The organism is Magnetococcales bacterium (assembly GCA_015228935.1).
GTDB lineage: Bacteria > Pseudomonadota > Magnetococcia > Magnetococcales > DC0425bin3 > HA3dbin3.
This window is the reverse complement of the sequence record JADGCO010000103.1, coordinates 1-13,490: the sequence shown is the minus strand read 5'-3', so window position 1 is coordinate 13,490 and position 13,490 is coordinate 1. Positions and strand designations below refer to the sequence as shown.

Annotated in this window: 9 protein-coding genes, 1 pseudogene and 1 CRISPR repeat array; of the genes and pseudogenes, 3 read left to right on the top strand and 7 right to left on the bottom strand. The window is 54.4% G+C overall.

What is annotated here, in order from left to right:
• Nucleotides 1–2: 2 nt before the first annotated feature.
• Nucleotides 3–335: a CRISPR direct-repeat array (repeat unit 28 nt; unit sequence GGTCTATCCCCGCGCCTGCGGGGGAACC).
• Nucleotides 336–337: 2 nt separating this feature from the next.
• The 6 genes and pseudogenes from HQL65_17595 to cas3 form a co-directional block, all read right to left on the bottom strand.
• A pseudogene (locus HQL65_17595) lies at nucleotides 338–970 on the bottom strand (type I-E CRISPR-associated protein Cas6/Cse3/CasE).
• Nucleotides 963–1,721 carry a type I-E CRISPR-associated protein Cas5/CasD gene (cas5e, locus tag HQL65_17590; GenBank protein MBF0138049.1) on the bottom strand — a complete coding sequence of 253 codons (759 nt, stop codon included), beginning with the start codon at nucleotides 1,719–1,721 and terminating at the stop codon, nucleotides 963–965. Before cas5e ends, HQL65_17595 begins: the two are co-directional and overlap by 8 nt.
• Nucleotides 1,721–2,956 carry a type I-E CRISPR-associated protein Cas7/Cse4/CasC gene (gene cas7e / locus HQL65_17585; protein ID MBF0138048.1) on the bottom strand — a complete coding sequence of 412 codons (1,236 nt, stop codon included), beginning with the start codon at nucleotides 2,954–2,956 and terminating at the stop codon, nucleotides 1,721–1,723. Before cas7e ends, cas5e begins: the two co-directional genes overlap by 1 nt.
• Nucleotides 2,957–3,003: 47 nt before the next feature.
• On the bottom strand, nucleotides 3,004–3,534 hold the full coding sequence (locus HQL65_17580) for a type I-E CRISPR-associated protein Cse2/CasB (GenBank protein ID MBF0138047.1): 531 nt from the start codon (nucleotides 3,532–3,534) through the stop codon (nucleotides 3,004–3,006).
• 38 nt (nucleotides 3,535–3,572) lie between these two features.
• Nucleotides 3,573–5,126, bottom strand: a complete 1,554-nt coding sequence (gene casA, locus HQL65_17575; GenBank protein MBF0138046.1) for a type I-E CRISPR-associated protein Cse1/CasA — start codon at nucleotides 5,124–5,126, stop codon at nucleotides 3,573–3,575.
• A 33-nt stretch (nucleotides 5,127–5,159) separates the two neighbouring features.
• Nucleotides 5,160–7,811 (bottom strand): CRISPR-associated helicase Cas3', encoded by a 2,652-nt coding sequence (cas3, locus tag HQL65_17570; GenBank protein ID MBF0138045.1) that lies wholly within the window; start codon nucleotides 7,809–7,811, stop codon nucleotides 5,160–5,162.
• A 381-nt stretch (nucleotides 7,812–8,192) separates the two neighbouring features.
• On the opposite strand from cas3, the gene HQL65_17565 reads away from it, so the two are divergent.
• The 3 genes from HQL65_17565 (at nucleotide 8,193) to HQL65_17555 (ending at nucleotide 12,343) form a co-directional block, all read left to right on the top strand.
• Nucleotides 8,193–9,761 carry a methyl-accepting chemotaxis protein gene (locus HQL65_17565; GenBank protein ID MBF0138044.1) on the top strand — a complete coding sequence of 523 codons (1,569 nt, stop codon included), beginning with the start codon at nucleotides 8,193–8,195 and terminating at the stop codon, nucleotides 9,759–9,761.
• Between the two features lie 192 nt (nucleotides 9,762–9,953).
• Nucleotides 9,954–11,504 carry a hypothetical protein gene (locus HQL65_17560; GenBank protein MBF0138043.1) on the top strand — a complete coding sequence of 517 codons (1,551 nt, stop codon included), beginning with the start codon at nucleotides 9,954–9,956 and terminating at the stop codon, nucleotides 11,502–11,504.
• Nucleotides 11,505–11,617: 113 nt separating this feature from the next.
• Nucleotides 11,618–12,343, top strand: a complete 726-nt coding sequence (locus HQL65_17555) for a transferase (GenBank protein ID MBF0138042.1) — start codon at nucleotides 11,618–11,620, stop codon at nucleotides 12,341–12,343.
• Here the strand turns inward: HQL65_17555 and mutM are convergent.
• The gene (gene mutM, locus HQL65_17550) at nucleotides 12,322–13,155 is read right to left on the bottom strand and encodes a bifunctional DNA-formamidopyrimidine glycosylase/DNA-(apurinic or apyrimidinic site) lyase (protein MBF0138041.1); all 834 of its coding nucleotides are present in this window, start codon (nucleotides 13,153–13,155) and stop codon (nucleotides 12,322–12,324) included. The two genes, HQL65_17555 and mutM, sit on opposite strands and share 22 nt — an antisense overlap.
• Between the last annotated feature and the right edge of the window lie 335 nt (nucleotides 13,156–13,490).

Below are 13,490 nucleotides of genomic sequence, written 5' to 3'. Positions count from 1 at the left end.
ACGGTCTATCCCCGCGCCTGCGGGGGAACCTTTCAATACATCCCGGACATGGAATACCGTGCGGGTCTATCCCCGCGCCTGCGGGGGAACCGGGCTGACATCTGATAAATGGCAGTGGGTCCAGGGTCTATCCCCGCGCCTGCGGGGGAACCCAATCCAATCAACTTTATCCCAAGTATCGGCGGGGTCTATCCCCGCGCCTGCGGGGGAACCGCAACATAGCCTGCAAGGCGGTCGTAAATCTCAGGTCTATCCCCGCGCCTGCGGGGGAACCGATGGCGGATCGGGACCGGATGACAGTATCGCGGGTCTATCCCCGCGCCTGCGGGGGAACCGCATCCACCGTTTCCAAGGTACCTTGAAAAACCACCTCCCTTTTTTCGTGATGTTTGAAGCCACGCTCCGCCGTGCGACGGGCAAGACGCAATCCCCGCATGGCATCCATGCGTAAACTCTCCACCTTGACCCCACCCTGACGTTCGACAGACTCCCTGAACCAGTTGGCGTAGACCACCCCCCGCTCCAAGGAAAGACCATTGTCGGCTTGCTGCCTGCAGGCTGCCACCCAGACATCCACCTCGGCACCTTTTTTTCTGAAGTGCCGACTGCACGTTCGCACCGTGGGCAACACATTGACCCGAAAGCCCAATCGCCGACCAGCGGCAACCTCGGGTACCGGCTTGGCATGCAAATGTCCCTGCAATTCCGTCACAATGGCCGGCTCACCAAACAGGCGGGCACTCTCCAGCAACATGTCGGCATTCTGGTCAGAGTACCCCAGAACTTCCACATGTCGGCCAACAGTCCGGTAACAAAAAGGCCTGGGAGCCGCCTCACCAAACAAACCCACCAACAAGGCATGCAAACGATACCCATCGTCCGAACCCATTTTGGCGTCATATTGGATCAGGGTTTGATAAACAAGCCGGGCGGGAAGTTGAAGCTGCATCATGTAAAATGGTTCAACCATGTTGGTCTCCCCGTTGCGGATGAATCATGCCCATGCGCACCAGCCGTTGCCCACAATGGATCTGATTTTGCCAGTCGCGTTGGTCCGTCAGGAGGTTGAGGAGCGTGGTGTCCGGGTCTTCAGGACCCTGACCCGGAGGCCAACAGGCACGCATGCCGTTTTTCGGACTGAACAACATTTCCGGCTCAACATCCTGATGGTTGAAAACGGTCAAGGCTGCATGCAAGGTTGCCGCTTCCATGCGTCCAGCCAGAATGGGTGTACTGGGCAGGCAGGGCTTGCGTCCCAAAAAGAGAGGTCGGGCCGGTTCCCGCAAGGCAATGGCCAAGTCGGTGAGAGTCGGTGCAAGGTCTGCCGGTTCCAGGGTCAAAGCCACCGTACACAAGGCATCGGCCCGATAGGGACGAAAACGGATGTGGGTCCCGGAAGTCGCGCTCCCGGAACCACGATGTTCCATCTCTCCGCGCGTCGTCCAACCCAGCTTTTTCATGTCCATGAAATCCTGGCCCAGATCGACAGTTTGATAATCCAATACCTCCTCACCCTCCCGGTCCAGACGGGCCGCAAAACGCACTCTCGCTTGCAGCCGATCCAGAAGATCCGTATCGGCATGATCCCAACCCAGGGCATTGCCCAGCAGACCGGTGAGCATGGAAGCCGCCGGAAAAGGACGAATCACCCCTTTCTGATCGACCGTGGGACCACCGAAAGCCAACAAAGGGGCTTCCAGGCGGAGAATCAGCATCTCCATTACGCCACCCCCCTGATCTGATTGGCACTCCACCGGGCCAACTCGTCCAGACCGGCAACGCTTTCTGCATGCAGGGCCGAGGTGTCCGCCATGGATACCACCTTGCGCACTTCGCCACCGCCGTACATGGCATCGAATTTTTTCAGATAGTCCCCGAGCTGGGCAATGGCAACATCACGAACATCCTCGCGCCCCTTGTTGGGAACCGGTTTGCGAAACGCATTGGCCAACGTGCGGGGCTGGCGGTTGCCACTCTCGACCAGGAGCATTTCGGCGTAGGCATAAGGTGCCGTGGCTCCTTTTTTGGCTCCGGGCGAGACCGTGGCAATCAAATGCAGCAAATTTTCCACCACCCGGGCCGGCAAGGTGCGGTCGGCAGATTCCCAACCCTCGCGTTGGCAACCCGTCAGGTTGGAGACCAGCAAAGGCACATCCACCACCACATAGCCATAGAATATGCCACTGGTCAGTTCACTGTCGTTGATATGCCCCGATCCCAATTCGCCGGATTCCTGAAGCAGGTCGTCCAGGGCCGAAAAATAATCGGTTTCCAGTTCATGTTCATGCACCGTGAAAGCATGGGCCACATGAATGGCGGCATCCAGACGGGCCAGAAAATCACTGGTGACCATGCGTCCAAACAAGGCGGCATCGAGACCGGCGGGCAATTGGGCTGCGGCGAGAAGTGCCTTCATATTTTTTTTGCCTTCCGCATTGAAAAGTGCTTCAATCCCCTTGTTGACAGCATCAATGTCCGCTGCTCCGGCAAGAATGGTGCGCACCTTATCCTGAATGAAACGCACCTCCGGCCAGCCCAGAATCACCACCTGGCTTGTTTGGAGGTAGGTGGATGTCTCGCCTTTTTCACCCTTTTCAGATTTTTCCTTTTTTTCTTTCTTGGCCCGGGCACTGCTGCCGAGAAGTTGATCCTGAAAAGCGGCCACAGCCGCTTCCACCTTTTTCCGGTCGAGACCTTCCTGTTCGATGAGGGGACGCGCCACCTTTTCATCGAAAATATGCCGGGATCGCAAACTCATTTCGACATTTTGCAGGGCGGCCAGGGCATGGCTGTCTTCGGCGGTACGCCAATGCCGTTTGAGACACTGGGACGAAACCCGGGTGCGGGTGGTACCACCAAAAGGGAGACGCTTGGCCAAACCGGCATCATCACGATTGAGCAGGGTGGCCGAATATCCGGTCAGATAATGAATCTGGATAAAGCGGGAATTCAACATGGGATGAGATCTCCTGTGTGTTTTTGTGATGTTTTTGTTGTTGATGTTCAGTTTTGTGCATGGGAAAAATAGTCTCTGGCCAGGGTACGGCGCTGGAGTTCCGCCTTGTCGGGGTCCATGGTCAGGATGAAAGGGGCAAAACGGGTCCAATCCACGGCTTCTCCCTTGGCTCGCAAAAAGCGGCAGGTGCGGTCCACAGCATCGAAAAAGGCTTCATGCCGGCTGTTGAGGAGCTTGTGAAAACGGTTTTCAGAATATCCGGCAGTCGCCAACACCCATCCCGGAGCCGCCCCGGAACGATGGTGATTGGGAGCCATGAGCGCCATGCCGGAAAGGACGGCCAACCAACGATCTTCCAGGGCGCGACTTGGCTCATGTTCCGAAAACACGTGACGGGCCAGTAGACGCCAGGCGGTCGGATGTATCTCCCCGCCAAAGCGCCAGCGCCGCAACTCGGCCATTTCACCGGTACCGAGGCCGCCCTCTTCGATACCTCGAGCCATGCGGGATACCAGAAGGCGAATTTTTCCCTCCAGGCCATCCCCGGCCAGATCCAGACTCTCTGCCTGCTCATTCATGAAATACTCTCCTTTTCCGACATGTATTTTATATTCGTTTATTCTGCATTTGTTTGGCCTTCATTTTTTCGCAAGACAGCAAAGTTTTTGAACAGGGCACCATAAAATGTGCGTTCGGCAGCCGTAATCGTTTTATAGCGGCGTGCGCCTCCTCCGATCAGGGCATTATTAGCCGACGCCATGATGGCCTGGGAAGTTTTACGCAGAAAAGACAACCAGTCGATTTCCGCTTCTTCGCGGCTATTTTCCAGAGTGCGCCACAAAGAGGGAAAAAATTCATCGTCCACCTGGTGATCCAGATCCATGAGCCAGGGGTCGGCGCGACGATCCTTGAAGTTCAATTTATCCGGGGCTTCTTGAATCATGGTCAACAAGGCCGGTTTCAACACCTTGTTGGCCATGATGCCGCTCTGGTCAACCCGTTGTGTGGCGAGGGCCGCCAAGGATGCCCGTTTGTCGGGTTGGCTGAGAATGGCCTTGACTCGCGTGGGTATGGGAATGCGGCGTTCGTGATACCCTTCGCTGACTCCCTGACCACGAGCCAGGGCACGCGCATAAAATTCCCCCTGGCCCTGTTGGACGTGGATCCCCTGGATTTGGGCCGGAGAAAAACGATACCCCCCATCCCCCAGAAGCAATCTGGCAGCAAGGTCATAATCGAATCCCTTGCCGGTAACGGTCAGTGATGTTTCTTCCTTGTCAGTCCGGATGGGCGTCCAGGGATCTCCCAGGACTCCTTTGAAATCCTTGGCAAGAATACGGGTCGCCTTGCTTGTGCTGATATGGGCAAGCGGGCCTTTTGGTCCAGAAGAAAAACGCACCCGGCGACAAATCTCAATGAAATATGGATCCAGATCGGCGAGGGAGAGAGAGGTCAGACCATCCCAAGGCAACAACCAAAGCAGGGCAGCACCATCCTTTTTTTGATAAAAATCCGGATAACGCTCCAGCAGGGCATCACGATCCTGGCGTAATACGGTCAGATCCTGGCGAAAGTGGGATCCCCAAAGGGGATCTGGACGAATTCCCACGCCGGGCCGACTGGCAAACCCCCCATTCATGCGCGCAATGCCATAATTTCCAGCCCCCATAAATCCCTCCATGGTTTGCAGACTGACCAGGGCCATGATCCAGTTGTCGGGTTGGGGATGGTCGATACGGGCCATTTTGATATCGTGATTCTTGGCGGTGACGAGAACGTCGATCTGATCGGGCTGGGCATACTGATTTTTGAATCCTTTCAGGGAGTTTTCCGGAACCGGCGGCTGCATGAAAGCCGGCTTGCCCAGATCCTCCACCACAAGTCGCCAGGGTTCATCCCAGGACCAGTCGAGCGTCAAATGGCGTAACATCTCCCGCCATTTTTTCTCTTCCACAGGGGGTGTTGCCTGATCGGCCCGGTGCAGGGCCATGGCGGCAAGCTGGACCAGAAAGGCATGCCAGGCATGATTTTGATGGGCTTGCAGGGCGGCAAAGGAGATGATCTCGCCCTGCATCAGGTCCGCCATGACGCCTGGCAAAGAGAGCCGTTTTCGGCTTCCAGACGTGGTATCCACGCGAAGGATCGGATCGGTCAATAAATTGTTGTCCATGGTCTCCTCATTTTCTTTCTCTTGTTTTGACAGTCACACAACGGGACGCAACCCCAGACGGTCATAACGAAACCGTCGCTCACCCAACATGAATTCAATGATGCCATCATCTGCCAATACAGCTTCTGGACAGGCTGCATCGGAGAGCTTTTGATCACCCAGCCAACGACCGGGAATGGTGAGCATGGGTACGGGTATGCCAAAAGGCCCCATGGGGACCGGATCGAACTGCACCTGCCGGTCCTGCAAACCCAGCCGGGTCGTCAGGCGAACGTCGGTCAGCTCCGTGAAACCACATTCGTGCAGCCATTTGCCGCGATCATAAAGCCCTGCCCGGGCCAGATTTTTTTGGGCGGCCTTTTTGCCGAAAAGTCCTTCGCCATGTTGCTGCCAGATTTTGCCGCGTTTTTCGGCCAATTGTGCAAGGTTGTCCGGATGGGTGACGGCCTCCACAAGCCGCCGATTGTCGGCGGGAATGGTGATGGAGGGTGTCGCCGCGAGGGTTTCCCAGGTGGCTGCCAGAACGCGCATATCGTCATAGATGCTGCCCCAGCCATGCCCCATGGCCGATTGCGCCACCTGGCCATTGGCTTCCAGATAGCCATCCAGCTCATTTTCCGGCAGCAACAACACCAGGCGGGGATGTGCATAACCCTCGGGACGCTGCGTGCGCGGATGACGATGCAAACGCCCGATGCGCTGCAACAGCACATCCATGGGGCACAGATCCGTGATCAAGTAATCGGCATCGATATCCAGGCTTTGTTCTGTGGTCTGGGAACTGATCACCACCAGACCGCCATTCCTGTTGGCCTGTTTGCCAAGGCCTTTGGTGACGGCGGCATCCAACAGCTTGCGGTCACCGGCAGCAAAACGGGCATGATGCGGGGCGGGTTTATGCATGCACTGCATCAACAGATTGCTTTCACTCCCGGCCTGTGCTTCGAGTTGCATTTGGGTTTCGATGACCCAATGCACCGTATTGCGAATCACGAGAACCCGTGCCCCTGCCCGTGCTGCGGTCAAGGCCATGGCGGCCACGATCTCCGTGTCATCGGCCAGATTCAGGGGGGAGATATGGACCACCTTGCCCAACCCTTCGCCCGGAACAGGCCACTGATTTTGCGTGCTGCGTTGCGTGGTGATCAGGGGATAGGGCGTGGCAGCCGCCACCTCTGGCGGGGGAAGTTCGGCCCGTGGTCCATGCAGAAAGCGGGTGCGTATGGCGGAACCGAGGGTGGCCGACATGAGCAGCACATGCCCCCCCACGGCCACCTGCCGGGTGATCACCTCCTGGAGGATGGTGGTCATGTAGGCATCGGAGGCATGCACTTCATCCACCACCAGCAGCAACCGACTGAGTGCTGCCGCCCGCATATGGGCATGTGGCACGGAAAGGGCTGACAGCAGGACCTGATCCACGGTCCCCACGGCGATTGCCGCCGCGAAATAGCGCTTGGGATGCTCTGCTGCCCAGCCCCGATAGCGATAACGATCCTGATCATCCGACCAAAGCGTTGCCGATGATGGCAGGCGAACTCCTCTGACCTCATCCACCTGAAGATAACCCGGCACGGCCAACACCACCGGCGGATGATCCGGACCGAGAGCCGTGGCCACAGCTTGCTGAACCCGGGCATGGATCTGCACCGCTGCTGCCCGGGTGGGCAGGGCAAAATAGAGTCCATCCACCAACCCCTCTTGAAACAATTTCAAGAAATAAAGCAGGGCGGCTTCGGTTTTTCCGGCCCCTGTTTCCGCCTCCAGAATAACAATGTTTCCATTCGGGTCTGGATCGAGACCGGCCATTTTTTGTTGTATCGGATTGGGCGTGGCATAACCGAACAAATCAGAAAATATTATTGGCTTTTGCTTGAGGTTGGTACGTGCATCCGTTGTATCGTAGCCGAGATGTTGCAACGCCAACCTGGATTTTTGGCGCAGGAGGTCGGCGGCGGGAATCTCCTGGCTCTCCGCATAAGGAAAAAAACGGTCGGCATCGGAACCGATCCAGTCGGCCAGGGTCAGCAATCCATTGAACAAATGCTGCAAGGGTGGCGTCAGAGGCAGGGGATCCGGCACGGCTCGAAACGCATCGGGAAATACCTGACGCATGGCTTTGGACAATTCCAACAAGCCAGCCAGGGGGTCACGACGGGAGTTCTTCAGCCATACTTTTGAACTGATTTTTTTCAATTCACTGCGCGAGGGCATACCCTGGAAAAAGGGATCTCCTGCCAGTGGGCGGCCATGGTGACAAAACACGGACCACAACCAATAGATCAGATCATCTGGATTTTGAAGCCATTTTTCCATGGCTGCCAACTCCATGGCCTGACAACCTTCCTGTCCGGATGGCGAATCGAAGATCAATTTGAATATTTCCCGCACATGACCATGTGTCTGCCAGGGAGGGATTATTTCATCATATTGTTCCTGGAAGCCAAGATTGCATTTTCCGGCATCATGCCAGGCTGCCAGGACCGCGAGCCTGACCACCTGTTGTGGCGTAAAATCATCACGCGCTACGGCCCTTGCCAGACGTTTCCGCATCACCCCTGTTTCCATGAGAGCATGCAAAACACTGGCGACTTCCAGACAATGATGAACCAACGGATGCCAATGAATACAGGCTGAATCTTCTTGTCGTTTGGCCCAAAATATAGAATTCTTATTATCAATCACAGCAGATACCTCCTCACGGCAGTCGCTATGCCACACCGGTTCACAACCCTTGAACGCTAATAGTTTATCATAATCCCTGCAACGTGCAATGCCTGGATTATTATTTTTCATAACTTTTTTTTGGAATATATGATTATCCAAAGAAATCAATTGTTTATATCATTAAACAGGGAAGGATCGATGCCAGGGGTATGAGGTTTCAGGAATTCATCTCCCTGCATCATGCCAGTTTCCCGTGCCAGGAGGAAAAACGTCGTTCTATTGCCCGGATCTGCCCTGACCCGACCAATGACACAAAAAAAACAGCGACGTCTCTTGACAGCCAAGAAGAAATGGCTAGAATGTGTGGAAGATATATATAACCATAATAAGGAAAGAAAAATGAAGGAACTTCTGGGTAACTTGTCAGTCGCGACTAAGGTTCGCTTGATCATTCTCCTGGCTTTCCTGGGCATGCTTGCCTTGGGAGTATTCACGGCTCAGACATTCAAAGAGGTACTGCTGGAAGACCGTCAATTAAAGACCAAGAGCGTCGTTGAGTCCGTACATGGAATATTTGCCCATTTTGAATCCCTGGAAAAATCCGGAAAACTGACCCGGGAACAGGCACAGGCCTCGGCCCTGGGATTGATCAAGATTCTGCGTTATGAAGGCCAGAATTATTTCTGGATCAACGATATGTATCCCAAGATGGTCATGCATCCCTTCAAACCGGAACTGGATGGCAAAGACCTCTCCGGCAGTGCCGACCCGGCTGGCAAGAAATTGTTCGTGGCCATGGTGGATGTTGTCAAACAAAAAGGGGAAGGCCTGGTCGATTATCTCTGGCCCAAGCCGGGTTTCAATCAGCCGGTGGCCAAAATTTCCTATGTAAAAGGCTTCGCTCCATGGGGCTGGATCATTGGCTCCGGCATCTACCTGGATGACGTGGATGTCATTTTCATGGAACACTTCTGGATCTTCGTGAGCGTTCTGGGTGCGGCCGTTGCCCTTTTGCTCGTGGCTTCACAGATTCTGGCCAAAAACATTACCGGACCGCTCATCGAATGCAAGCATATGTTCGTCAGCCTGGCCGAGGGCGATCTCGGCGTGCATTGTGCCATGACCCGCAGGGATGAAATCGGCGAGCTTTTCCGTTCTCTTTCTTCCATGTCGGATACCATCCGGGGTGTGGTATTGCGGGTGCGGGATGCAGCGACCCACGTGACCGCCGGCAGTCAGGAACTCTCCATTTCCAGCCAGACCGTCTCGCAAGGCGCTGCCCAACAGGCCGCTTCTGTGGAACAAACCTCCACATCCATGAAGCAAATCGTTGAAAATATTCAACAAAATACCGACAACTCCCTGCAAACCGAAAAAATTGCCCTGCAAGCAGCCAAAGATGCCAATGAAGGCGGACAGGCCGTGGCAGAAGCGGTCGCAGCCATGAAGGAAATTGCCGGTAAAATTTCCATCATCGAAGAAATTGCCCGGCAAACCAACCTCCTGGCCCTGAATGCCGCCATTGAAGCCGCCCGCGCCGGTGAACACGGCAAGGGGTTTGCCGTCGTGGCGGGAGAAGTTCGCAAACTCGCCGAACGCAGCCAAACCGCCGCCGGCGAAATTCGCTCCCTGTCGGCTTCCACGGTCTCCGTGTCGGAAAAGGCCGGCAGCATCATGGCCAAACTGGTCCCGGACATTCAAAAAACAGCCAACCTGATCCAGGAAATTTCCGCCGCCAGCCGGGAACAACACGAAGGTGCCGACAGAGTCAACTCCGCCCTTCAGGATTTGGACACCGTGATCCAACAAAATGCCGCTGCCTCCGAGGAAATGTCCGGAACAGCCGATGAAATGGTCGAATATTCCACCAAATTGAATGAAGCCGTTGGCTTCTTCAAGATTGGCAACACCAACACGACATCTTCTTCCGGAAACAGACCCTCCCTGTTGCCAGCACCAAGGAACTGATCCTGTAAGAGGCTGCCCATTAACCCTCGGATAAATAAATTGGAAAGAAAGATTTTATTGGGGCTCCGCCCCCAAACCCGCCAGGAGGAAGGGCGGAGCCGCTTCCTCCTGGACCTCCACCCCAGTTTTTCATTCGTTTTTTTTGAAATCAACAAGTTATCAGACAGCCTCTAAACAGAAAGACACCGGTTCATGAACGACACGACCAGCGAACAGCTTTCGGGAAACTCCGTCATTCTGGGACCGGACCAAAATATTGCCTTTGATTTCGGGGTGTTGGGAACCCCCGCATTCCGTTGGCCAGCCGCCCCTTTATTGCACTATGATCTCCATATGGGCTGGACCCATTTTGCCATCCAACAGTATGCCGTCAACCCCACTCCCGGCAACAAGGCACTGTTTTTGAAAAAAGGACTGTACCTGTGGATGGCACAATGGCTCTATTTGCGTCATCTGCAAAATATTATTCAAAAACAGAATATTCCTGGATTGAGCCTGTTGTCGGCAGCAACGGGGATTCATCAGGATTCGATCCAGCATCTGGTCACGAGCCGTTATGATCAAACCGGACGCTTGAAACGGTTTATTTTTCGCAACTTGCAGATTGTCGGCATGCGGATTGTGGACGCCCTGCGCCTGCCCAGACCCCTGCTCCGGATCAACAATATTCCCCTGCCCAAAACAATCTCATATGCCTGGGATTACCGGATCAGAAATCCCTATTGCTTTCTGGATCGGCCAGAAAAACTCAACGCCGACGAAGAGCAAAGTCTGCAAGAAACCATGCAAAAATGTCGGGAGTATTTCCAAAACTTTCAGGAAGAACATCGCATGGAAGTTTCCATGGCCGAATTTTCCGGCATGCTGGAAGCGGTCATGCTCCCCCAAATGCGCACGGCCATCATGGATTACAAATATTTATACAAAATTCTCCATGGCCGACCCCTGGATTGTTTTTTGGGGTCGCTGGGAGGATATACGGCCACCTTGCTGGCCATGATTGCCAAAGAGACCGGCGGCAGGGTCCACTCCAACCAGCATGCCGATTATCCCTACTGGATTGTCAATGCCCTGACATTGGTCGATCTGGTCAATGCCGATATGTTTTACTGTCGCTCCCGACCGGCAGCACACCGTTTCATGGCAGGCATTCAGGATTATCCGGTCCAGTTCAATTGCCGCATCAACCACATTGAATCCGCCGAATGGCACCATCCCCTGATCAATACCCATCCCTTTGGTGGCAAAATCCGGTCGATCATGGTTATGGGAACGCCCATTACCCCTGAATTGCCCCGCTGCAACCTGGCCATGGCCATCATCCTGGATTTTCATATCCGGCTGATCAGGCTGTTGCAATCGTGGGGCTATCGGGTTATTTACAAGGCCCATCCAGATGGTACCTGGAAAAACGAGGAGAGCTTGTTCGGCGCGAATGTTCCGGTGGAACGGCGACCTTATGAACATGTCTGGCATGAAGCGGATGCCTGTCTCATCCTGCTCTCCCGCTCCACGACCACCATGCTGGCCCTGCGCACGGATCGACCCATCTATTATTTCTGGCATCCAGATATCGATCCCTACTCCCTGGCAGCCATGGATCTCTGGCGGCGGCGGTGCGAAGTCCTGGATCTGACATTCGATGCAGCCAATCGAATGTTGTTCGATGAAGCCCGTTTGCAGGCAACCCTGGCCGATCCAAAACCGCTGGACGTGGAGAGTATCCTCCAACTGACGACCTGAACGGTCGAGGCAATTCTCTTAGAGGTTGTTTAATAACATGTTAGTTTCAAAAAAAACCGAACTTTCTTTCCAATTTTTTTTATCCAAAAGTTAATGGACAGACTCTTATGGTCATGCAAAAATCCGCTGTGATTCCAACCACCATGTGTTATGCCCTGCCGGAAACGGAACTGGTCGATTTGTTGGCCCACCAATTGACCAGTCTGTTTCTCTTTGATCGCAAAACACATGGCAGAACCCTGGCCGATGCCGTCCACCAGGCCCTGATCAGAACCACGTATTGTTTTTGCCATATCAACGACAAATACTATACCCGGGATGGTGAGGTGTGGTTCGATCCATACCATTCCGGGCAGTATACCATCTTTCTCTACTATGTCTCCCACTCCCTGTGGAAGGATTTCCAGAACCCAAGAGTGGCCTCCATGGTATTCATGCTGAACAAGACCCTGGGTGCAGTCGATTTATTCTATGATGTGGTTTTGCCGGACATATTTTATCTCGACCACGTGATGGGAACCACCATGGGGCGGGCTACTTATGGCAATTATTTCATTTTTTCCCAAAACTGCACGGTCGGCAACAATCGGGGCTTCTACCCGGTTTTCGGGGATCATGTCACCCTGCATGCCCGCGCCATGGTGGTGGGGCAATGCCGGATCGGCTCCCATGTGGTCATTGCCGCCGATGCCTACGTCAAGGATCAGGATATTCCGGACAATACCCTTGTGTTCGGCACGACGCCCAATCTGACCCTGGTGCAAAAAGACGAACCCTACATGCGGGAAAATCACGGCCATAAATGGCGCACAAATCCTCAGCCGCCGCCACTACCCTGACAACCAGGGCAGAAAAAGGTCGCCCGACCACCGTTGCGCACCATTCGGATCCTTGTTCCACAACGGATACAGGGTTTTCCCTCCTTTTGATACACGCAGAGTGCCATGCGAAAGTAACCAGGTCTGCCATCGCTGTCCCTGAAATCCCTGAAAGTGGTACCCCCCTGAGCAATGGCCGCAGAGAGAAGTTCCCGAATGGTGGTGGCCAGACGTTGGCACGCTTCCCGGCCGAGGAGTCCGGCGGGCTGGAGCGGGTCCAAGCCGGCCAGAAACAAGGCCTCGTTGGCATAGATGTTCCCCACGCCGACCACAATCCTGGCATCCATGAGAAAATTTTTGATGGAAACCCGGCGATGGCGGGAACGGGTGAACAGGTATTCGCCATGAAAATCTTCTTCCAGAGGCTCCACGCCCAGGTTGGCCAACAAGGGGTGTTTTTCCCAGGCTGTTTTTTCAAGCCAGAGAACCGCCCCAAAGCGCCGTGGATCATGCAATCGCAGGGCAAGGTTTTCCCCCAGTTCCAGGGCAACGTGATCATGTTTTTGCCAGGGATCGTCCAGCTTGACCCGGCGAAGCGATCCGGTCATGCCAAAATGCAGCAAAATCCGCCCGGTGGCACAAACCAGCAGGAGATATTTGCCCCGGCGTTCCACACCCTGGATCATGTTGCCGATGGCTTTTTGTTGCAACAAGGCGGTCGGAATCGGCCAGCGCAGATCAGCACGACGCACATCGATGGCGCAAATTTTTCTGCCCACAATCCATCCAACAATAGAACGCCGGATGGTTTCCACTTCAGGAAGCTCAGGCATGATGGCTCCGATGAGAGAAAACCGGTCTCAATGTCACTTTTGGCAACCAGATTGCATTTGATATACTGTTCAACATTCCCTTGCAACCCGTTGAACGTAAGCGGTTCAATTCTGAAAGGTCCTCAGGAAAGGCGATTTTTTCTTTCGATATGGCTTTGCCCCAAACCCCGCCAAGAGAAAGGGCACAGCCCTTCCTCTTGGACGTCTATCCCAGTTTTTCATTCGTTTTTTGAAATTAACAATTTATTAGAGGCTGCCTATTAACCCTCGGATAAAAAACATTGGAAAGGAAGATTTTATTGGGGCTCCGCCCCAAACCCCGCCAGGAGGAAGGG